This window comes from Amycolatopsis sp. NPDC026612 (assembly GCF_040638285.1).
In the GTDB taxonomy this organism is placed as follows: domain Bacteria; phylum Actinomycetota; class Actinomycetes; order Mycobacteriales; family Pseudonocardiaceae; genus Amycolatopsis.
This window is the reverse complement of sequence record NZ_JBEZYB010000111.1, coordinates 1-21,470: the sequence shown is the minus strand read 5'-3', so window position 1 is coordinate 21,470 and position 21,470 is coordinate 1. Positions and strand designations below refer to the sequence as shown.

Genomic DNA, 21,470 nt, shown 5'->3' with positions numbered 1-21,470 from the left:
CCGCGGGAGGCCCAAGTCGGCGAATCCGCGCGACTTACCGGTCGCCGGTGCAGCCAACTCACCGCCCGCCGCGGCCAACTCGCCCGGGCTCCCGGTGAGTTGGCCGCGGTGGGCGGTCAGTTGGCCGGACGCGACCTGAAAAGAAGGCCTCCCCGGATCGGGGGCACGTCCGCGGGGGGCCGCGCGTCTCCCAGCTTGCCGTTCCGGCGCCGAACACTGGGCCCGCTCCGCGACGGCGCCCACAATCCGGAGTGGAACCACCGCCAGGGAGGACCAGTCATGACGGAGCTGACCGTGCCGGAGCTGGACCGCCCCCGGATCGTGGCCGGGGCGCAGTACCTGTTCGAGGGCCCGCAGGGGCACGTCTCCCTGAGGGGGTTGTTCGGCCGCCACCAACGGCTGGCCGTGCACCACCCGATGGCCGACCACAGTGGTCCGGCGGACGTCGTGCCGGTCGTCGCCATCGCCGACGCCCTCCAGGAGCCCGGCCTGCGGCTCGTGCTCGTCTCCCGCGCGCCCTACGCGAAGGTGGAGCAGTACGGGCGGTACCTCGGCTGGGACGTGCCCGCGTACTCGGCCGCGGGGACCGCGTTCACCGACGACTTCCCGGCGACCCGGCACGTGCCCGGCGCGGGCGACGATTCGTGGGACAACGAATCGTGGGACGACGAGTCCGGACTGAGCTTCTTCCGGCTGGACGGCGGTTGCGTCCTGCACGTCGGGTCGGTCGTCGTGCCGCGCCTGGAGTTCCTGAGCCTGCTCGCGGCCCCGGGCGGCTTCCCGCGCGCGCGGGACGGCCGCTGACCGGCGTCCCGCTCCGCCGCGCCCGTCCGGAATCCGCAGTCGGGACGGTGCATCGTGCTTATCTCAACTTCCGGTGTGCTCTCATAAGTTAGGATCGGTCGTCAGCGCGCACACAACGCCCAGACCGGGCGTTTCGGGGCGGCTCAGCCGCCGCGACGACCCCGGAGGGGGCACTGATGTCTCCGGTCACCACACTCGAGCCCGTCACCGGGCATTCGGCGACCGCCGAGCCCCGCGGCACGACCGCGGCGGACCGGCGCCCGCGGCTGGCCGCCTACCTGGCCTCGGCCATCGTCGTCGTGGTCGTCGCGGGCTTCAGCGTGATCGCGCTGGTCAACCTGCTGCCGAATTCGGTCGGCTTCCTGCAGGCTGCCTACGGACTGGTCGGCGTCGGCGGGCTACTGACGATCCAGCTGCTCGGGTTCAGCCGCCCGGCCGTCCGGCTCGGCTCGAGAACCAGCCTGATCCTGCTCGCCGTGATGGTCCTGCTCGCCTACGTCCCCATCCTGACCTTCGGGCTGCAGTGGGCCGACATGCCCGACTTCGTCGGAGGTGCGGTGCTGCTGACGCTGCCCCTGCGGTACGCCGGGCCGGCACTGACCGCCGTGTTCCTCAGCGTCGCCTGGATCTACTGGATCTTCGACGCGTCACCGCTCAGCATCGTTTACAACGCGGTCGGCGCGGTGTTCTACAGCCTCGTCTTCTACTTGCTGACCCGGCTCGCCCGCATGGTGCACCGCCTCCACGAGGCCCGCACCGAACTGGCCCAGCGCGCGGTCGCGGAGCAGCGGCTGGCCTTCGCGCGAGACCTGCACGACCTGCTCGGCATGAGCCTGTCGGCGATCGCGCTCAAGGGCGAGCTCGTGCAGCGGCTGATGCGGAAGTCCGTGGACCGAGCCAAGGCCGAGCTCGCCGAGATCACCGCCACCGCCCAGCGCACCCTGTCCGACGTCCGCGCGGTCTCCCACGGCTATCGCGAGCTTTCGCTGGAGAAGGAGTCCCGGACGGCCGAAACGCTGCTGTCGGCCTCCGAGATCGCCGTCCGGATCCACCTGGACCAGGGCGACCTCCCGGTGCAGACGCGCACCCTGCTGGCCAAGATGCTCCGCGAAGGGGTCACGAACGTCCTGCGCTACAGCGACGTCGAACACTGCGAGATCGATGTCCGCCACCAGGACGGCAAGGTCACCCTGGAGATCGTCAACGACGGTGTGACGGTGGGCGCCCCGGAGCTCGACCCGGAAAGCACGCTGACCAAGCTGCCCCGGGAGCTCGCCTCGCTCGGCGGCACGGCGAGCGCGAAAACCGACGCGGACGGCCGGTTCCGGCTGCGCGTCGAGCTGCCCGTGCCCGACCGCCAGGCTGCCCCCGCCGCGCACGAGGCCGACCAGCAGGCACAGAACGAATCGAAGCGGATCCGCGGGCTGTTGACGATCGCCATGGCGATGATGGGCTTCGGCGCGACCGTGCACATCCTCCAGCTGACCGACCAGGTGTGGCACGTGGCGCTGGTCGTCGGCTCGATCGCGGCGCTGCTCACCCTGCAGTTCTCCTACTTCAACCGCCCGACGACCCGGCTGCGCTCGGCGCAGAGCTACGGGATGCTGTTCGTCCAGGCCTGCCTGACCTATCTCCCGCTGCTGCCACTGGGAGGGAACTGGGTCAGCCTGCCCGGGCTGTTGATCGGCAGCGCGCTGCTGGTCCTCCCGCCGGTGCTGGGCTGGGCGTTCTTCGCGCTGAACATCGCCGCCTACGCGGAGATCCAGCGGCTCTCGGGCGCCGACATCACCTCCACGGTGTTCTACACCGCCGCGACCGTGATGACCGGGCTGACCGTGTTCGGGCTGCTGTGGCTGGTCCGGCTGGTCACCGAGCTGGACAACACCCGGCGACGCCTGGCCGAGATGGCCCTCGCCGAGGAACGCCTGCGCTTCGCCCGCGACCTGCACGACCTGCTCGGCATGAGCCTGTCCGCGATCGCGCTGAAGAGCGAGCTGACCGCCCGGGTGCTGCCGCTGGACCGCGGCCGCGCCGAAGAGGAACTGACGGAGGTCCTCGGCCTGACCCGCCAGGCGCTTTCCGACGTCCGGTCAGTGGCCAGCGGTTACCGCGAGCTGTCTCTCGACAGTGAATCCCGCACCGCGAAGTCCGTGCTGGTGGCCGCGGATGTCCGGGTGCGCATGGAGATGCTCGAAGACGACCTGCCCACGCCGGTGCGCACGGTACTGGCCGTCGTCCTGCGCGAAGGCATCACGAACGTGCTGCGGCACAGCAATGTGGAGAGCTGCGAGATCGCGATGCGCCGCACCGGCGACGGGATCAGCCTCGACATCGTCAACGACGGTGTCCAGCGCAACGGGGATCACGGCCCCGCCACGGCAGCTCAGGCGGAAGCGGAGCCGGAGGTGGCGGCCGAGGTACCCGCGCCGCGGGCCGCGGCCACGGTCGCCGTGCCCGCCGGCTCGTCTCCGGGCAGCGGGATCGGCAACCTCTCCCACCGGGTCACCGACCTCGGCGGCGAGCTCACCGCCGGGGTCCAGCCGGACGGCCGGTTCCGGCTGCGGGCCGTCGTGCCGGTCTGAACCGTGCCGGTCTGAACCGCCCCGGTCTGGACCACCCGGTTCCGGCCGTTCCGGCGCTCACAGCCAGCCGGACTCGTCGGCGATGCGGATGGCGTCCACGCGGTTGCGGGCGTTGAGCTTCGCCACGACCGTCGTGAGGTAGTTGCGGACGGTCCCGGCGGACAAGTAGAGGCGGGCGGCCACTTCGACCGTCCCGAAGCCCTGCGCGGCCATGCGCAGGACGTCCAGCTCCCGGGCGGTGAGCGGGCAGTCCACCGAGTCCCAGGCCGCCAGCGCCAGGTCACCGTCGACCATGCGCCGGCCGGCGAGGACTCCCCGCACGGCGTTGGCCAGCTTGTCCGGCGGCGCGTCCTTGAGCAGGAAGCCACCCACCTTGGCGTTCAGGGCCCGGCGCAGCGTGCCGGGCCTGCCGAGGCTGGTGAGGATGACCGTCCGGCAGTCCGGGACCTGTTCGTGCAGCTCACCGGCCGCGGTGAGCCCGTCCATGCCCGGCAGGTCGATGTCGATGATCGCCACCTGTGCCTGCTTGGCACGGGCCGTGGGCACGATGTCGAGGCCCGACGCGACTTCGGCGACCACGTCGATGTCGGGCTCCAGCCGGAGCAGGGCGACCAGCGCCCCTCGTACGATATGCATGTCCTCGGCGACGAGCACTCTGATCACGGATGCCTCCGCACTCACGATTCCCCAGAAGCACAGTGAAACATTTTATCCGAGGAATTGCTTGCCCCATTCGGGCTTCACCGGCGCCGACTTCGCGAGAATGTCCGGACACCCACCGGGACGACCCGGAGAATGATCCTTCCGCAACCGGACGGCTACCTCAGGTGACTGGCGGCGGAGACTCGCCCGGGCGCGGTGAGAAACTTTCTGCCCGGCTCGCCGATAGTGATTTCACGACGCTTCACCGTGACGAGCCGGGAGCTTCGGGCCCGCTGAGCACGTCCGAAGCAGCCGGCTCGCAGGGTGGGGAACTGCGGAAACGAAGATCAGGCGGCTTCCAGCACGTCCGCCCGGCAGTAGCAGGCGCGAGCCGGGCCACCCGACGACGCCTCCCGCCACTGACCGAACTGCTCGATCACCAGATCGGTGGCCGTCTTGTCGAACTCGATGCCCATATCCGAGAAAAGGGCGCGAACGTCGGCGGAAACGTGTGCATTCATTGATGTGCTCCCCAGTGGCGACCAAGTATTCTTCATGTGCCACAAATAGTCGCCCAGAATTTCGGCGACAGCCAGTGCCGGTGTCATCGGGCCCGTGTGGTTTACACATGCTCCGCGTGGCTTCGGAATGAGACTCCGAACGGACTAACAAACCATCGAACAGCGGGTAAAAAGACGGATTTCGTCACCATCCGCGTTCGATCGAGCGCACCGCGCTAGCACGGACCATGAGCAATGCATACCCCGCAGGTGCCGGATACCCCCGGGAAACGGGCACCAAACCCGCATGTGCGAAACGCATGTTGACCACCGTCGAAACCCACGCACACCGATGCACAGAGCACTTAAGAAGTAGACGTCAACGGATCTACAGTTTTGATCGAAATCAAGTGCCCGCAGCGGATGCCTTCACCCGAAGGCTCCGGAGGGCGGCTCCGTCGACGGAAGGGACGGCTACCATGGATGAGATCGTCCGGCAGGCCGTGGCACGCGCCATCGTGACCATGCGCAACCACATGGATGAGCGGCTCACGATCGACGACCTCGCCCGTGCGGCCGTGTTCAGCAAGTTCCACTTCACCCGGGTGTTCCTCCGGGTCACCGGGCTGTCGCCGGGCCGCTTCCTGTCCGCCCTGCGGCTGGCCGAGGCGAAGCGCCTGCTCGCGACCACCGGGACCTCGGTGGCGGACATCAGTCACCAGGTCGGCTACAACAGCGTCGGCACGTTCAGCGCGCGGTTCAGCGGCAGTGTCGGCGTCTCGCCGTCCGCGTACCGCCAGCTGCGCGGCGCGGCGCCGCGGATCTCCGACCGGCAGGACCACTCCGGCTCGGAGGCGAGCGTGCGAGGCCAGGTGCGGGTGACCTCGCCGGGCGAGGTCGGGCCGGTGTTCGTGGGGCTGTTCGCCGCCCGGATCACCGAGGGCGCGCCGGCCCGGCACGTGATCCTGCCCAGGCCCGGGCCGTATGCACTGACGAACGTTCCGCTGGGCTCGTGGTTCGTGCTGTCCCACGCCTACGGCACCCGGGCACCCGATGACAATGCGTTACGACCGTTCACCGGCCTGACCGGCCCGCTGACCATCCACCGCGGCGTCACCGCGAGCCTGGCCGACGTCGGGCTGCGGCCGCGGCAGGGTTTCGACCCGCCCGTACTGCTGGCGCTGCCGGACCTGCGCCAGCCCGCGATATCCCGTCCGATGGCGAGCTGAACGGGTCATTTCGCGGCCGTGCGTCCGCCGTCCGGCAATCAATTCGCGAGCGGTGGGACTCGCGCCGGACGATCGGGCCGCAGCCACGAAAACACGCAATGGAGGGCGAGGGGCGTACGATTGCCATTCGGAGTCGCTGGACTGGGGGCGAGGTACCGCCGTGATCAAGGTGTTGCTGGCCGAGGACATGCACATGGTTCGCGGCGCCCTGGTCGCCCTCCTGAACCTGGAGTCCGACATCGAAGTGGTGGCCGAGGTGTCCTCGGGCGACCAGATCCTGCCCGCCGCGAAGGCGGCGCAGCCCGACGTCGCGGTGATCGACATCGATCTGCCGGGCAAGGACGGGCTGTCCGCAGCGATCGAAATCCACGAGAGCCTGCCCGACTGCCGCACCCTCATCCTCACCAGCCTCGGCCGGCCCGGCACGGTGCGCCGGGCGCTGGACGCCAAGGTGAACGGCTTCCTGCTGAAGGACGCCCCCTCGGACAAACTGGCCAACGCCGTGCGCTCCGTCGCGATCGGACGGCGGTTCATCGACAGCGAGCTGGCGCTGGCGGCCTGGGAGACCGACGACTGCCCCCTCACCCCGCGTGAGCTCGAAATCCTGGCACTGGCGGCAAAGGGGCGCACGGTCGCCGACATCGCCGCCGAGCTCTATCTCTCGGCCGGCACGGTGCGCAACTACCTGGCCGCCGTGGTGACCAAGCTCAACGCCCGCAACCGGGTGCACGCGATCCGCATCGCGACCGAGTCCGAGTGGCTCTGACCCGTTTCCCGCCACCGGGGCCGGCGGGAAACGGCTCCGCGGCGGTCAGCTCGCCCGCCGGCCGCGGAGCTCGCGCAACGGGCGCACCGGGATCGCGGCGAGCAGCCGGTGCGTGCCGTCCGCGCCCACTTCCGTCGTCAGCGTGCCGTCGAGACCGTGCACGCGGTCGCGGAGGTTGCGCAGCCCGGCACCGGAATCCACGCTGTCGCCGGCCGCGCCGGCCACGCCGTCGTTGACGATCTCCAGCCAGGCCGTCCCGTCTTCGGTGCTGACGGAGAACGCGCACCAGCTCGCGACGCTGTGGCGCACCACGTTCGTCACACCTTCGCGCAGCACCATGGCCAGCACGGTGGCGACGTGCGGGGGCAGGTCGCCGACCCCGGACCGGGCCACGGTCACCCGGGTGCCCGCCGCGCTCAGCACCTCCGCCGCCGCCCTGCATTCGTCCTGGAGCGAAAGGTCGCGGTAGCCCGTGGCGATCGTGCGGACGTCGGCCAGCGCGCGCCGGGACATCACCAGCAAGTCCGCGAGTTCCTCTTTGGCCAGTCCCGGCTTGCCGAGCACGAGCCGATCGACAAGTTCACCCTTGAGGGTGATCGCCGAAAGGCTCATGCCCAACAGGTCGTGGAGGTCGCGGGAGAACCGCTTGCGTTCCTCGGAGATGGCCTGGCGCTTCAGCTCGCGCACCTGCTCCCCCCGCTCGGCCACCAGCCGCACGGCCGTTCCCAGCCCGAAGAGGGTGAGCGCGGCGACCCCGGCGCTCACCGCGCCCGCCAAGCCGACGGCGATCGAGGCGAGGGGCCACGCCTGGACCACCGCCGCTCCGGCGGACGCCAGTAGCGCGCCCGGCACCGCGATGACCGGCCGGAACGTCAGCAGTACTCCGCCGGCGAAGAACCCGCCTGCCGTGCTCCACGACGGGCCGAAGGGCATCAGTCCCAGCAGCGCCGTCAGGACCAGGACCAGCACCGGACGCCGCACCTGGCCGCGGCCGAAACCGGCCAGGTGCCCCGCCGCGAGCGCCACGGCGCAGACCGGCGCGGCGAGCCGCACGAGCGCGTCCGGGGAGCCGATCAGCACCGGCAGCAGAGCCAGCAACGCCACTCCGGCCGCGGCCGCCGCCTGAGCGGCGAACACGAGCGTCCGGGTTCCGGACTGCTCGTCCTCGAACGAAGACGGCCGTTCTTCGGCGCGCTCGTGCGGTCGCGTCCCGCGAACCCGCCCCGGCTGGACCACGATCCCTCCAGATACCCCCGAACCCGGTGAAACCAAGGTACTCAAGGTAACAGGGATGTCCGGTAGGCCGGGATCACTGCGGCGGAGGGAAATCCAGGACGCACTCGCCGACGCTCACCTCCGCCGGCCACTCCAGCTTCAGCGAGCGGTCGACGCGGTCCCCGGCGTCGACCGGCACGGCGTGCGCCGCCAGCCCCATCGCCTTCGCCGTCAGGTAGAGGACCTGCTGCAGGGCACCGACGTGCAGCAGGGTCGTCGCGTACGCGGCGTTGCCCAGCACCCAGGCGATCCGCGACATCCGCGTGGTCATCGTCAGCAGGACCGACGGCCGCCGGTGACTGCCGGCCCCGACCATGGCCAGGTCGAGCATGCCGTCGAGGCCACCGGCATCGTCGTTGATCAACGTCAGGGTGTGCCACAGCGGGTCGTAGTGGTAGATCCCCCGCTCCAGGCCCGCGCAGCGGTTGATCCCGACGTAGATCTCGAGCTCGTACAGGCACGCGACGCTGAAGTAGGGCCGCTGGGACGCCTCGTGGGCGGGCCCGCCGGGCAGGTACGCCGGGCCGACCGACCGCACCCGCGCGGCGCGGAAGAGGAGTTCCCCGATCTGCTCGGCGGACAACGCGCGCTCGTTCATCTCGGGGCAGGTGTGGTCGCTTTCGAGCAGCGTGCCCAAGGTCGGGTCGGTGGCCCGGAGCTCCGCCGGGTCCGGCCGGTGCAGCGGGAAGGTCGAACCGGCCGCGATCTGCTTGACCACCGGTGGCTCGGCCCCTTCGCGACGTGCCCCCGGATCCGCCGAGCCGCCCTTCTGCCAGGTCCGGCTCCGGGCGTGGAACAGCAGATCGCCGGGCGACCAGACGTCCAGGTCGGCGTCGGTGTCCTCGGCGAACCCCGCCCAGTCGTCGGCCAGCAGCGCCACCCCCGCGGCCACCAGGAACGTCACGACGTCGGTGACGACCGGCTCGGGCAGCCCGGTGGTTTCGGCGACCTGCGCGACGGTGACCGGGCCGGCCAGCGAAGAAACCACGAGCATCGCCGGCGGCCGCAGCAACGCGACCCGGTACCGGGCGCGGGGTGACTCGAGCAGCAGCCCGCCGCCGTCCGGGCGCATCGTCGAGAACCGGGACAGTTTGACCAGGCGGTCGGCCGGCACCGGCTCGGCCGGGAAGACCGGGGACTGCGTCACCGGGATCGCCGACAGCAGCGGACCGCGGCCGTCGCCGAGCGCGAGCGAGTGCACGACCGAGCCGGCCAGCCGGTTGAGCACCCGGCGCAGCGTGCTGGCCCACACTTCGGCACCACCGCTCACCGACGAAGCCAGGTTGCCCATCGACACCGGGCCGAGCAGCATCCGGCTCAGCGACTCGCGGACCGGCTCGGGAATGCCCGCCAGCTCGAATTCACCCCACCAGTTGATCGCGAGGACCGTGTCGTCGTCGCCCGCTTCCAGCAGGGTGTCTTCCGTGAGGGACCACAGCCGGACGGTCTCCGGGCTGCCCTCCGGGCCGTCAGTAAGCAAGGGATTCTCCTCGGGCCAACAACGAGCACCGAGTCTCCCGCGGGGCGCTCAAAGAAACATCGGGAACGGGTTGAGCAGTTCGTACGGCGTCGGTGCGTCGAGCCTGCCGAGCCGGACCGGGACGTCGAAAAGCCTGCCGGGTGCGAACCGGGCCCAGAACGGGCGCAGGCCGGGGGCGAGCACCTTGACGACCGGGATCCCCACGTCCGGCCGGGTCTGGTCGAGCACCAGCATCTCGAGGCCGGCGCGCTCGAACACCCGCGCCAGCGCGTCGACGTCGTCGCGGACGTCGGACCGGCTGACGAACGGGAAGTCGGCCACCGTCCGCATCCGCCGTCCGGCAGCGGGCCGCAGGTAGGGCTGGTTCGCGACGGTGGCGTACGCGAGCCAGCGCCGCGCGTCCAGGTCGTCGAGCTCGTGCTCGGCCCCCTGCACGACGGCGGAGAGCATCTGGTTGAGCTCGGTCACCGCGCGGCGCACGGCGATCCGCGGATCGAGGTGCGCGCCGAAGCCCAGCATGATGTCCTCGTGCGGGCCTTCGGTCCGCCGCGACAACGCGACGGTCACCGGGACCTCCAGGTCCGAGGTCACGTCGAGGACCCACAGCTCGCGGCCGATCGCCGCGTAGGCCGCCGACATCTCCGCCAGCCACGGGTCGTGGAAGGACGCAAGGTCGACGCCCGGCACCGGCGTGCGGTTGTACCACCACAGCGCCACCGCGTCGCGTTCGACGAGTTCCAGCGCTCCTTGCAGGATCGCGTCCTCCAGGCTGCTGCCCGCCGCGGCGCCGTTCGAATCCGCGCGCACTCCCGGGGTCGCGTTCTCCCGCGGGGTTCCGTAGTACAGGTAGGACGTCGGCAGCAGGCGGCGCTTCCCGGCGGGGGTCCACACCGGCGTCCAGTCGACCTCGGCCGCCGGGTCGAACGGCACGGTGACCCACTGGAACTCCGCGTGGTCGCTGTTCCAGGCCGCGCGGTCGCGGTACTGCCGGTCGTCGTAGAGCATGCATTCGTTGGGGTGGATGGCTTCCGCGCCCAGCTGGTCGTACGAGCCGCGAATGCGGAGCTCGTCGCCCTGGAAGTTGCCGGAGAACCGCTCCGCCGCCTCACAAAGAGCGCTCACCTCGGCGTCGAGCGCGCTGACGCCCTTGCCGCCGTTCTCGCAGCGCAGCCCGGCCCGCAACGCGGCCATCCCGGTGACCCCGCGGGCGACGTTGGGCCCGGAGCGGTAGGCGTTGGCGAACGACGGCGCGGCCGGGTCCGGCTGGATCTCCTTGATGATCCCGGTGATCGGGCTGACCAGGTTCCGGTGCCGTTGGAGCATCTCCGCCGGGGTGACCGTGCGGTGCCCGCCACCGCCGGTGGTCGCCTTCTTCGCCGGCTTCAGCACCACCGGGCGGCCCGAGCGTTCGGCCACCAGCGAAGGGTCGCCGCAGTCCGGGCACTGCGGGCGGCGGCGCAGCTCGTGCAGCCGGCCCTGCAGGTCGAGCGTGTCCAGCGTCCACACGCACTGCTGGCCGGGATGCCGGTAGCCGGCCAGCCACTTGGCCGCCTCCAGCGCGACCAGGTGCACCGCGGCCGCGGTCAGCGACGGCAGCGCCGACACCGGCCGGAGCGCCGGGCCGTCGTGGCCGAGTTCCTCCTGCACGCACGCCTCGGCGTGCCGGTGCCCCCACAGCCGGTGGGTCAGGCAGTGCCAGCAGGCGCCGCCCGGCTGGAGCACCGGGCCGATCCACACCTGGGCCGCGGACGGGCGCGTGAGCAGCCAGGGCCGCCCGGTCCGGCGGTGTTCGGCGTCGATCGCGGCGAGGCGCGGGTCGAGGTAGTCGGCGCACAGCACGATCGACAGGTCGGCGGGGCCGTCGTCCGCGGCCAGCACCTCGATGCCGGCGTCGGCCAGCGCCCGCTCGACGGCACCGGGGTCCGTGCCGTCGGCGCTGTCGCCCACCGCGAGCAGCCGCACGGTGCCCGGCCGCGCGGCGACGACGTCGGCGTCGATCCCGCAGGCGTCCCAGTAGGCCAGCACGCGCTCGTCGCCCGGCCGGACTCCCCCCTTGCGCAACGTCACCAGGCCGGCGTCGACCAGCTGGGTCAGCAGCGCGGCGACCTCCTCGGGGGCCATCCCCCCTGGCCGGCCGCGCAGCAGCCGGTCGAGGTCGTGCGTGCCGTCCAGCAGGGCCGCCAGCGATTCGATCTTGGCGCCGTGCATCGCGATGACGCCCTGCTCGGAGAACACGTAGGCGCCCTTGCCCGCCTGGACCTCCGCCCGCAGGTGCCGCCGGAACGCCGCGGTCGGAGCGACTGCGGGCGTGGCCGCCGCGGGACCGTCGTCGTCCGGCACCCGCACGTCTACCGCTGTTGTGCGCATGGGCTCTCCTGCCGGTCGGCGCGAGGATCGAACGAGCAACCGAATCCTGCTCCGGCAGGCCAGGGGCCAGCCAGTGTGGAAATGCACGGAGAAGTCGTGCGAAACGCACGTCGCGACCTGAGAAATGCAGGGGGCACCGGTGCAAGGCTCACTGGCCGCGCGTGGCGTGGAACCGTCACCGTGGACAGCGACGCCCGTGGCGGCATGGTGCGTTGCCGGAACCGTAACCGAACCCGCGGCACCGCGCGATGCGGACGGCCTCCGGCCAGGCACCCGAAACAAGTGAGGAACCGAGTATGCCCACCTCTGCTCGCACCTACGGACAGTTCTGCGGCCTGGCCCGGGCGCTCGAGATCGTCGGGGAGCGGTGGTCGCTGCTCGTCGTGCGTGACCTCATGCTCGGCCCGAAGCGGTTCAACGACCTGCAGGCCACCCTGCCGCGCATCCCGGTGAGCATCCTCACCTCCCGGCTCAACGAGCTCGAAGAGTCGGGGGTGATCCGCCGCCGCGTCCTGTCGCAGCTGGACGCCGGCGTCGTCTACGAACTCACCGAGTACGGCTCCGAGCTCGACCACATCGTGCTCGACCTGGGGCTCTGGGGCGCCCGCTCGCTCAGCGACCCGAAGCCCGACGACGCGTTCAGCATCGACACCGCGGTCCTTTCGCTCTACACGACCTTCCGCGAAGAGATGGCCGCGGGCGTGCACATCAACTACGAGCTGCAGTACCTCGGCGGCGAAATGGTCCTGCACGCGCTCGTCGACGACGGCGCCGTCAAGGTGTCCGCCGGCTCGCTGCCCAGCCCCGACATGGTGATCGAGCCGCAGGGGCCGGCGATGTTCGAGCTGCTCAACGGCGGCCTGTCCCCGCAGGAGGCGCTGTCCAGCGGCAAGGTCCGCATCGAGGGCGATCCGGCGGACCTGGAGCTGTTCACCCGGCTGTTCCACATCCCGCCGGCTCCCGAGGCCCCGACCGGGCTGACCATTCACTGACCCCACCCCCGCGGGGCGGGTCCGTCCGCTCGCCCCGCACCACACTTCCTGGCAAAAAGCGGCAATCCGGAGGAACGGATTGCCGTCCGGCGACCGCTATGGTCGGTGCACCACGTTGTCTTCGGAAACTGGGGTCCGCATGTCGACATCCGAACTCACGCGCCCGGCCGGCTTCCTCGGCCCCCTCAACAGCCGCTACCACCACCGCGCGCTCGCGGTCTTCATGGTGATCGTCATCGGGCACTGGGCCGAGCACATCGTGCAGGCCGTGCAGATCTACGGTCTCGGCTGGCCGACCTCGCGCGCCCGCGGCGTGCTCGGCGTGCCGTTCCCGTGGCTGATCTCGCAGGAGTGGCTGCACTACGGCTACGCGCTGGTGATGCTGGTGTTCCTCTGGATCCTGCGCCACGGCTTCGCCGGCCGGTCGCGGCAGTGGTGGAACCTGGCCCTCGGCATCCAGTTCTGGCACCACATCGAGCACCTGCTGCTGTTCATCCAGGCGCAGACGGGCTGGCGGCTGGCCGGGCAGAAGGTGCCCACCAGCATCATCCAGCTGCTCGTGCCGCGGGTGGAGCTGCACCTGTTCTACAACACGATCGTCACCATCCCGATGATCGTCGCGATGGTGCTGCACCGGCGCGCCTCGGCCGCCGAGCACCAGCTGACCGGCTGCACCTGCGGCCTGCCGCGGCACGCCGTGCTCGCCACGTCGTGAAGCGCGCGCTGGCCCTGCTGGCCTTCCTCCTCGGCCTGCTGGTGCTCAGCGCCGCTCCCGCTTCGGCCCACGTCGAGATCGTTTCCTCCGTCCCCGGGGACGGTGCCCGCCTCACCGCGGCACCGTCCCGGGTGTCGGTGACGCTGTCGGAGAACATCGGCGTCCAGCCCGGTTCGCTCAAGGTCGTGGACCTGTCCGGGAACCAGGTCGACACCGGCCCGGTGTTCCAGCCCGGCGACGTCGCCGAGCAGGTGTCGGTGCGGCTCGAGCCGGGCCTCCCGGACGGCAGCTACCTGGTCGAGTACGCGTTCGTCTCGGCCGACTCGCACCCGGTGCGCGGCACGTTCGCGTTCGTCGTCGGCACCGGGCCGCTGGTGACGTCGGCGGGTGCGGTCTCGGCGGCCACCGGCACGGATCCGGCGGTCAACGCGGCGTCGACGGTGGTCCGCTGGCTGGCATACGTGGGTGTCGTCCTGCTCGGCGGCCTGGCGTTCGTGCTGCTCTGCCGCCCGGCGGCCGGCACCGACGGCCGCGCGCGGCGGCTCCTGCGCTGGGGCGCGTGGCTGGTCGGCGCGACGGCGGCCGCGACGTTCGTGCTGCAGGGCCCGTACGCGGCCGGACGCGATCTGGCGGCGGTGTTCGACCCGGCTCTGCTGGCCGACACGCTGCGCGTCGCCTACGGGAAGCTCCTGCTGCTGCGCCTGGTGGCGGTGGGCGCACTGGCGCTGTGCACGGTCCGGCTGCTGGGGCCGTCGGACCGGCTGCGGCCGCGGTTCGAGAACCTGGCGTTGGTGGCCGGCTTCGTCGTCCTGCTGACGTTCTCGGCCACCGGCCACCCGGTGACCGACCCGATCATGTACTTCTCGGTGACCGCGGACCTGGTCCACTTCGGCGCGATCGCGATCTGGGCGGGCGGCCTGGTCCAGCTGGCGCTGTGCCTGCACCGCCCGGCCGACGGCGAGGACGTCGGCCTCGTGGCGGCCCGGTTCTCCCGGCTGGCGGCGGGCTCGGTGACGGCGATCGCGCTCAGCGGCGCGGTGCTGGCGCTGCGGATCATGCCGTCGCTGCCGTCGCTGTGGACCACCGGGTTCGGGCTGCTGGTGCTGCTGAAGATCGCGGGCTTCGCGACGCTGCTGGCGGTGGCGAGCAGGTCCCGCCGCGCGGTCCGCCGCATCGCGGCCCCCTCATCGGGTGGCACGGCGACCCTCACCACGGACCTGCGCCGCCTCCGCCGGGCGGTGACGGCGGAGGTCCTGCTCAGCGCGGTGGTCCTCGCACTGGCGGCGCTCTTGGTGGTCACTCCGCCCGGCGGCTGACCCGGCGCACCCACGGAGGTCGACGGCGTCCCGCATCGCCTTCTGCGGGCGAAGACGGGCGGCGAAGCACGTTCACCCGGTGCGCCGGCAGATCAGTGACAGTCCACTGTGGACAAGATCGTGACCGTCGGCCGGTACGTCGCCGGGTGGCCGCTTACCCAGGGCACGCGGCCTAGTATGCCCTGGTGACGGACCTGCCGGTGCTTCCCGGCCGCCCACCCGAACCGGAATGGAGGGCGTGATCTTGCCCACCCTGTGGTCAACATCGGCGCAGTGGGACCTGCTGCCGCCGGTCCTGCTCGCGCTGGTGCTCAGCGTCGCCATCGGCCTCGAGCGGGAAGCCGGCATGAAGGCCGCCGGCCTGCGGACGCACAGCCTGGTCGGCGTCGGCTCGGCCGTGTTCATGCTCGTGTCGAAGTACGGCTTCGCCGATCTGCTCGGCCTCGACCAGGTCTCGCTGGACCCGTCGCGGATCGCCGCGCAGATCGTGTCCGGGATCGGCTTCATCGGCGGCGGCCTGATCTTCGTCCGCCGCGACGCGGTGCGCGGCCTGACGACGGCGGCGACGATCTGGCTCACCGCCGCGGTCGGCACGGCGTGCGGCGCCGGGTTGCCGGTGCTCGCCGCCGGCACGACGATCAGCCACTTCGTGGTCACCCGCGGGTTCCCGCCGCTGCAGCGGTTCGTCGCGCGGCACCGCCGCGAGCCACCGGTCGTGCAGCTGAGCTACCTCGACGGCCACGGTGTGCTGCGCGCGGCGCTCGCCGTGTGCACCGGGCGAGGCTGGAGCGTGCACCACGTCGACGTCGATCACGAGCCTACTTCCGAAGAAGGGCAACGGATCGCGGTCGTGAAGCTGCGCCTCGACGGCCGCGGTGATCTCTACGACCTCGCCGCCGAACTCGCCGAGCTGCCCGGTGTGCGGAGCACGTCCACCGGTCCCGGGGAACCGCTCGACGAATGATCGGCGGGCCGGGCAGCGCGCGGCGGCGAGTTTGGGGCACACTGGGGTGCACACGGAATTCCCCGGTACCGCAAGGAAACGTGCGGCCGAGGAAAAACCATCCAATTCGGAGGTGAGACATGGCCCCCGGCGGTGGCGAGGACGTGGCGCTGGCGTTGCCCGGATTCGACGTGGCGTGGCGCGGTTTTCACCGCGCTCAGGTCGCGGAGTACGTCGCGTGGGCCGAGGCCGAGATCAGCAGACTCACCGCCGAACGGGACTCCACGCGGCACCGGCTGGCGACACTCGAGGCGGACAACCGGGAACTCCGGCTGAAGATCGACCGGATCAGCCGGACCCCGATCGAGCCGGACGCCCTGCAGGAGCGCTCGCGCCGGATGATCGAGCTCACCCGCGAGGAAGCGGCCGAAATCACCGCGCGCGCAACGGAAGCGGCCGAGCGCCTTCGCCGCGAGGCCGAGCAGGAGGCGGTCCGGCTCACCGAAAAGGAACGCCGCCTGGTCGCCGAGGCCGAGGCCGACCGCGAGCGGCAGCGCGCCGAGCACGAGGAACTCCTGCGGGCCACCGAGCAGCGACGCCGTGAGCTCGACGAGGCCGCGGCACACCGCCGCGCCCAGCTGGAAGACGACCACAGCCGCGCGATGACCGTCCGCCGAGCCGACGCGATGCGCGAACTGGCCGAGCAGGAGGCGACCGCCCGGGAGAAGGCGAACCAGCTGGTCACCGAGGCAACCCGCCGCAGCGAGGAGCTGGTGACGACGGGAGAACGCCGGCTCGCGGCCGCCGAGGCGAAGGCCGCGAAGCTGATCAGCGACGCGACCGGACGCAGCGAAACGCTCGTCACCACCGCCGAAGCCCAAGCCGCGAAGCTGGTCAAAACCGCGAAGGCCAAAGCCGAAACGCAGGTCGCCCACGCCCAGGCCAAGGCCAACAAGCTGGTCAGCACCGCTGAAGCGAAAGCCCGGAAGCTCGTCGCCGAGGCCACCAGGCAAAGCGAAACGCTGGTCAAAACCGCCGAAAGCGACGCCGTCGCGAAGGTCGGCGCCGCCGAACGCGAGGTGGCCGCCCTCACCGCCGTCCGCGACAAGCTCCACGCGAGCCTCATCGGCAGCCGCTCGCTGCTGGCCGAAGCGGCCGTCGCGCTCGACGACCGGCCGACGTCGTTCGATCCCGAGGCCACGCTGCCGATGTCCAAGAGAGTGCCCGTCCAACGGCGTTCCCCGGCCGGTGACCTCACCGACGCCGTCGGCTGAGCTTGCTCCCCGGCGCACCGGAGCCCGGCGACGGCGCCCTTCCCGAAAGCACGTGGCCGCTCCGGCGGGTACTCGCGCTGGTCACCGCGGTCGTGACGCTGGCCGCCTCGACGACACTGGCCAACCGCGTGCTGCCCGGCTGGGCGTACCCGGTCTGCGGGCTGGTCGCCGCCGCGATCCTGGTGGTGCTGGGCCGGGCGGCCGGGTGCACGTGGACCGACCTGGGGCTGTCCCGGCTCCGGCGTCCCGCCCTTGCCGGGCTGGCGGGGGCCGGGCTGGTGGCGGTGGTGTTCGGGATCGCGCTGGCCGTGCCGGCGCTGCGCACGGTCTACCAGGACGGCCGCGTCGGCGATCCGGACCTCCCGCAACTCCTGTGGCTGACGTGCGGCCGGATCCTCTTCGGGACCGTGCTCATCGAGGAGATCGCCTTCCGCGGCGTGCTGCCCGGCCTGTTCGGCGCGACGGACGAGCGCTGGCGCTGGACCCCGATCCTCGGCTCGGCGGCGCTGTTCGGGCTGTGGCACGCCCTCCCGGCCCTGGCGATCGGCCGCAACGCCGCCGTCCACGCCGTGTTCGGGACGACACCGGTGGTGGTGCTGCAGGTGCTGGCGATGGCCGCGGCGGGCGTGGCCGGGATCTTCCTGCACTGGTGGCGCCACATCGGCGGCGGCGTGCTCGCCTCGGTGATCGTGCACTTCGTGACGAACGCGGGCGGTCTCACGCTGGCCGTGCTGGTGCGGTGAGCTAGGAGCGCACCAGCCGCGCGATGGCGTCCGACGCCTCGCGCACCTTGAGGTCCGCTTCTTCCCCGCCCGCGGCGGCGGCCTGGACCACGCAGGTCGCCAGGTGCTCGTCGAGCAGTTCGAGGGAGAACGACTGCAGGGCTTTGGTCGCCGCGGAAACCTGGGTCAGGATGTCGATGCAGTACTTGTCCTGCTCGACCATGCGCTGCAGCCCGCGGATCTGTCCCTCGATCCGGCGCAGCCGCTTGAGGTAGGCCTCCCGCTCGCCGCCGTAACCCGTCATCGCCCACCTGTCCCGTATCGGCATCCCTGCGCGCCAGTATACCCACCCCACGTATCAGCTGGGGATCAGCGGAAGCGGCGCAGGCGGAGGCTGTTGCTCACCACGAAGGCCGACGAGCACGCCATCGCCGCGCCCGCGATCATCGGGTTGAGCAGGCCCGACGCGGCCAGGGGCAGCGCCGCGACGTTGTAGGCGAACGCCCAGAACAGGTTGCCCTTGATGGTGGCCAGCGTCCGCCGCGCGAGCCGGATCGCGTCGGCCGCGACCCGCAGGTCGCCGCGGACCAGCGTCAGGTCGCTCGCCTCGATGGCCGCGTCGGTGCCGGTGCCCATGGCCAGGCCCAGGTCGGCCTGGGCGAGCGCGGCCGCGTCGTTGACGCCGTCGCCGACCATGGCGACCACCCGGCCCTCGGCCTGCAGCCGCTTGACGACGTCGACTTTCCCCTCGGGCAGCACCTCGGCGATGACCTCGTCGATCCCGGCTTCGGCGGCGATCGCGCGGGCCGCGTCCGCGTTGTCGCCGGTCAGCAGCACCGGTGTCAGGCCGAGTTCGCGCAGTTCGGCGACGGCTCGGGCGGACGTCGGCTTGATGGTGTCGGCGACGGCCAGCGTGCCGCGGACTTCGCCGTCCCACGTCACGCCGACCGTGGTCACGCCGGCGCCTGCCGCCCGCCCGACGCTGACCACGCGTCCTTCGACCACGCCGGTCACGCCGACGCCGGGGGTGCTGCGGAAGTCCGTGACGGCGGGGAGCGCGCCGAAGCGCTCGCGGGCGGCGTCCGCAATGGCGCGGCCGATGGGGTGCTCGGACGCGGCTTCGACGGCGCCCGCGAGCCGGAGCACCTCGCCGCCGCCGTCGACGAGCGTCATCCGGCCGGTCGTCACCGTGCCGGTCTTGTCCAGGACGACGGTGTCGACGCGCCGGGTGGACTCGAGCACCTCGGGGCCCTTGATGAGGATGCCCAGCTGGGCGCCGCGGCCGGTGCCGACGAGCAGCGCCGTCGGCGTCGCCAGGCCGAGCGCGCACGGGCAGGCGATGATCAGCACGGCGACGGCCGCGGTGAACGCCGCCTCCGGGGTGCCGCCGGCCGCCAGCCAGACGACCAGCGTGGCCAGGGCCAGGACGACGACCACCGGGACGAAGACCGCCGAAACGCGGTCGGCGAGCCGTTGGACGTCGGCTTTGCCGTTCTGGGCGGCCTCGACGAGCCGGGCCATCTGCGCCAGCCGCGTGTCGGCGCCGACGCGGGTGGCGCGCACGAGCAGCCGCCCGCCGACGTTGACGGAGGCGCCGGTGACGGTGTCTCCCGGGCCGGTCTCGACCGGCACCGGTTCACCGGTGAGCATGCTGGTGTCAACGGCGGAACCGCCTTCGGTGACGACGCCGTCGGTGGCGATCTTCTCGCCGGGCCGGACCACGAAGACGTCGTCCACCTGCAGGTCGGCAATCGGAAGCAGGTGCTCTTCGCCGTCGCGGAGGACTGTGACGTCCTTCGCGCCGAGGTCCATGAGCGCACGCAGGGCGGCGCCGGCGCGGCGCTTGGAGCGGGCCTCGAAGTAGCGGCCGGCCAGGATGAAGGTGGTGACCGCGGCGGCCACCTCGAAGTACAGGCTGTGCCGGCCCGACCCGGCGACGAGCGCATACAGCGACCAGGCGACCGAAGCGACGACACCGAGCGAGATCAGCGTGTCCATCGTCGCGGCGGCGTGGCGCAGGTTGATCGCGGCGGCCCGGTGGAACGGCCAGGCACCCCACGTCACAACGGGGGCCGCGAGGCCGAGCGCCACCCACGGCCAGGCCGCGAACTGCACGGCCGGGACCATCGCGAGGATCACCAGCGGAATCGTGAGTGCCACCGAGAGGAGCAATCGCTTGCGCAGCGCCGACGCCTCTTCGGGCTCTTCAGGCTCTTCAGGTTCGGGAAGCTGCGCGGAGTACCCGGCGGCCTCGACGACGGCCGTCAGATCGGCGATCGTCAGCTCGTCCGGGTAGCTGACCTCGGCCTTTTCGGTGGCGTAGTTGACCGTCGCGGACACGCCGGCGACCTTGTTGAGCTTGCGCTCGACGCGGGCGGCGCAGGACGCGCAGGTCATGCCGCCGATGGCGAGTTCGACGCGGGAGGCGGTGGTCACGGCGGCGACGCTCATGCCACGAGGCGGTATCCGGCCTCGGTGACGGCGGCGGCGACGGCGTCGGTGGTCAGCGGAACCTCGCTGGTCACGGTGACGCGGCCGCTCTCGACGTCGACGTCCACGCTTCGGACGCCTTCGAGCTCGGAGACCTCTTCGCGGACCGACGTGGCGCAGTGTCCGCAGGTCATGCCCTCGACGGTGTAGCTCGCTTCGGTCATCAGCAGCTCCTTTCGTTCTCCTTCCTTTATACCCCTCGGGGGTAGGGGTTCTCCACCGGGCCCCGGCACACTCGCGAGATGCGAAGGATCTACGCGATCGGGATCGGCGCCGGTGACCCGGAGCACCTGACGGTGCAGGCGATCGACCGGCTCAACCGCGTCGACGTGTTCTTCGTGCTCGACAAGGGCGCCGAGAAGGCCGACCTGGTCCGGTTGCGCCAGGAGATCCTCGACCGATTCGTGACGAGGCCGGGCTACCGGGTGGTGCGGGCGGAGGACCCGCCCCGCGACCGCACGCCGGCGGACTACCGGGCCGCGGTCGCCGACTGGCACGCGGCCCGGGCGGCGGTGTACGAGCAGCTGATCCTCTCGTCGCTTTCTCCCGACGAGGTGGGCGCATTCCTGGTGTGGGGCGACCCGGCGCTGTACGACAGCACGATCGCGCTCATCGAGGCGGTGCTGGCGCGGGGCAACGTGGCGTTCGAGTACGAGGTGATCCCGGGGATCAGCAGCATCTCGGCCCTGGTGGCCCGGCACCGGACGACGATGAACCAGATCGGCCGGGCGGTCCAGCTCACCACGGGCCGCAGGCTGGCCACGGGCTGGCCGGAGGGCGCCGACGACGTGTTCGTCCTGCTGGACGCCCACACGACGTTCGACAGCTTCACAGCCCAGAACCTGACGATCTACTGGGGCGCGTACGTGGGCACGCCCGACGAGATCCTCATTTCCGGCCCGTTGACCCCGTCACTCGCCACGCAGATCCGCAAGACCCGCGCGGAGGCCCGCGAGCGCCACGGCTGGATCATGGACACCTACCTGCTCCGCCGCCCAGCCCCCTAACCGCGTCGTCACCGGCGAGTCCCGGCTCCAATCACGCGAGTTCCGTCCCCGATCACGCGAGTCCCGGCTTCAAGCACGCCAGATCCGGCTTCAATCACGTGAGTGCCAGCCGGATCGGGCCGGCGACGGAGCCGCTGAACGAATCGCGTGCAGTCCGAAGCCCGACTCGAGCGGCCGGGGGCGGCACTGGCGTGATCCGGGCCGGAAGTTACGTGACTGGGGCCGGAACTCGCGTGATGCGGGACCGAACTCGCGTGATTGGGGGCGGGACTCGCGTGACCGGGCGGGGTGTGGGTATGCGGAAAGGCCCCGGGAGAACCATCACAGTTCTCAACCGGGGCCTTTCACATGTTAAGTTCGGCGGTG

At 71.5% G+C, this 21,470-nt stretch carries 19 protein-coding genes; 11 read left to right on the top strand and 8 right to left on the bottom strand.

The features are described from left to right. Positions 1–279: 279 nt before the first annotated feature. On the top strand, positions 280–804 hold the full coding sequence (locus AB0F15_RS41785; protein WP_360282879.1) for a DUF899 family protein: 525 nt from the start codon (positions 280–282) through the stop codon (positions 802–804). Between the two features lie 176 nt (positions 805–980). Then, on the top strand, positions 981–3,386 hold the full coding sequence (locus tag AB0F15_RS41780; protein ID WP_360282877.1) for a histidine kinase: 2,406 nt from the start codon (positions 981–983) through the stop codon (positions 3,384–3,386). 57 nt (positions 3,387–3,443) lie between these two features. On the opposite strand, the gene AB0F15_RS41775 is transcribed toward AB0F15_RS41780, so the two are convergent. Beyond that, positions 3,444–4,049: a response regulator transcription factor gene (locus AB0F15_RS41775; protein ID WP_360282875.1), complete on the bottom strand. Its 606-nt coding sequence runs from the start codon at positions 4,047–4,049 to the stop codon at positions 3,444–3,446. 326 nt (positions 4,050–4,375) lie between these two features. Then, positions 4,376–4,636: a hypothetical protein gene (locus AB0F15_RS41770; protein WP_360282873.1), complete on the bottom strand. Its 261-nt coding sequence runs from the start codon at positions 4,634–4,636 to the stop codon at positions 4,376–4,378. A 371-nt stretch (positions 4,637–5,007) separates the two neighbouring features. On the opposite strand from AB0F15_RS41770, the gene AB0F15_RS41765 reads away from it, so the two are divergent. Both AB0F15_RS41765 and AB0F15_RS41760 read left to right on the top strand, forming a co-directional pair. Further along, entirely contained in the window at positions 5,008–5,757 is a 750-nt protein-coding gene (locus tag AB0F15_RS41765) for an AraC family transcriptional regulator (RefSeq protein WP_360282871.1), read from the top strand. A gap of 160 nt (positions 5,758–5,917) precedes the next feature. Beyond that, complete coding sequence (locus AB0F15_RS41760) at positions 5,918–6,523, top strand: response regulator transcription factor (protein ID WP_360282869.1); 606 nt, start codon at positions 5,918–5,920, stop codon at positions 6,521–6,523. Positions 6,524–6,568: 45 nt separating this feature from the next. Here the strand turns inward: AB0F15_RS41760 and AB0F15_RS41755 are convergent, their stop codons facing one another. The 3 genes from AB0F15_RS41755 to AB0F15_RS41745 form a co-directional block, all read right to left on the bottom strand. Beyond that, on the bottom strand, positions 6,569–7,759 hold the full coding sequence (locus tag AB0F15_RS41755; RefSeq protein ID WP_360282867.1) for a histidine kinase: 1,191 nt from the start codon (positions 7,757–7,759) through the stop codon (positions 6,569–6,571). Between the two features lie 73 nt (positions 7,760–7,832). Further along, complete coding sequence (locus tag AB0F15_RS41750; RefSeq protein WP_360282865.1) at positions 7,833–9,278, bottom strand: SagB/ThcOx family dehydrogenase; 1,446 nt, start codon at positions 9,276–9,278, stop codon at positions 7,833–7,835. Positions 9,279–9,326: 48 nt separating this feature from the next. After that, complete coding sequence (locus tag AB0F15_RS41745; RefSeq protein WP_360282863.1) at positions 9,327–11,645, bottom strand: TOMM precursor leader peptide-binding protein; 2,319 nt, start codon at positions 11,643–11,645, stop codon at positions 9,327–9,329. 296 nt (positions 11,646–11,941) lie between these two features. Between AB0F15_RS41745 and AB0F15_RS41740 the strand changes: the two genes are divergently transcribed. The 6 genes from AB0F15_RS41740 to AB0F15_RS41715 all read left to right on the top strand — a co-directional run bounded on the left by AB0F15_RS41740 (position 11,942) and on the right by AB0F15_RS41715 (position 17,628). Then, the gene (locus tag AB0F15_RS41740; RefSeq protein WP_360282861.1) at positions 11,942–12,637 is read left to right on the top strand and encodes a winged helix-turn-helix transcriptional regulator; all 696 of its coding nucleotides are present in this window, start codon (positions 11,942–11,944) and stop codon (positions 12,635–12,637) included. 139 nt (positions 12,638–12,776) lie between these two features. Continuing rightward, the gene (locus tag AB0F15_RS41735; RefSeq protein ID WP_360282859.1) at positions 12,777–13,352 is read left to right on the top strand and encodes a hypothetical protein; all 576 of its coding nucleotides are present in this window, start codon (positions 12,777–12,779) and stop codon (positions 13,350–13,352) included. Further along, positions 13,349–14,668: a copper resistance protein CopC gene (locus tag AB0F15_RS41730; protein ID WP_360282857.1), complete on the top strand. Its 1,320-nt coding sequence runs from the start codon at positions 13,349–13,351 to the stop codon at positions 14,666–14,668. Before AB0F15_RS41735 ends, AB0F15_RS41730 begins: the two co-directional genes overlap by 4 nt. A 244-nt stretch (positions 14,669–14,912) precedes the next feature. Then, positions 14,913–15,632, top strand: a complete 720-nt coding sequence (locus tag AB0F15_RS41725) for an MgtC/SapB family protein (RefSeq protein WP_360282881.1) — start codon at positions 14,913–14,915, stop codon at positions 15,630–15,632. 119 nt (positions 15,633–15,751) lie between these two features. Beyond that, complete coding sequence (locus AB0F15_RS41720) at positions 15,752–16,885, top strand: M protein (RefSeq protein WP_360282855.1); 1,134 nt, start codon at positions 15,752–15,754, stop codon at positions 16,883–16,885. A gap of 2 nt (positions 16,886–16,887) precedes the next feature. Then, positions 16,888–17,628: a CPBP family intramembrane glutamic endopeptidase gene (locus AB0F15_RS41715; RefSeq protein ID WP_360282853.1), complete on the top strand. Its 741-nt coding sequence runs from the start codon at positions 16,888–16,890 to the stop codon at positions 17,626–17,628. Position 17,629: 1 nt separating this feature from the next. On the opposite strand, the gene AB0F15_RS41710 is transcribed toward AB0F15_RS41715, so the two are convergent. From AB0F15_RS41710 to AB0F15_RS41700, 3 genes are all read right to left on the bottom strand, one after another. Then, on the bottom strand, positions 17,630–17,911 hold the full coding sequence (locus tag AB0F15_RS41710; RefSeq protein ID WP_013228661.1) for a metal-sensitive transcriptional regulator: 282 nt from the start codon (positions 17,909–17,911) through the stop codon (positions 17,630–17,632). Between the two features lie 65 nt (positions 17,912–17,976). Next, entirely contained in the window at positions 17,977–20,058 is a 2,082-nt protein-coding gene (locus tag AB0F15_RS41705; RefSeq protein WP_360282852.1) for a heavy metal translocating P-type ATPase, read from the bottom strand. After that, positions 20,055–20,261 (bottom strand): heavy-metal-associated domain-containing protein, encoded by a 207-nt coding sequence (locus AB0F15_RS41700; protein ID WP_360282850.1) that lies wholly within the window; start codon positions 20,259–20,261, stop codon positions 20,055–20,057. The genes AB0F15_RS41705 and AB0F15_RS41700 overlap by 4 nt, the downstream gene beginning before the upstream one ends. Positions 20,262–20,339: 78 nt before the next feature. On the opposite strand from AB0F15_RS41700, the gene cobF reads away from it, so the two are divergent. Continuing rightward, positions 20,340–21,104 (top strand): precorrin-6A synthase (deacetylating), encoded by a 765-nt coding sequence (gene cobF, locus AB0F15_RS41695; RefSeq protein WP_360282848.1) that lies wholly within the window; start codon positions 20,340–20,342, stop codon positions 21,102–21,104. Positions 21,105–21,470: the final 366 nt, after the last annotated feature.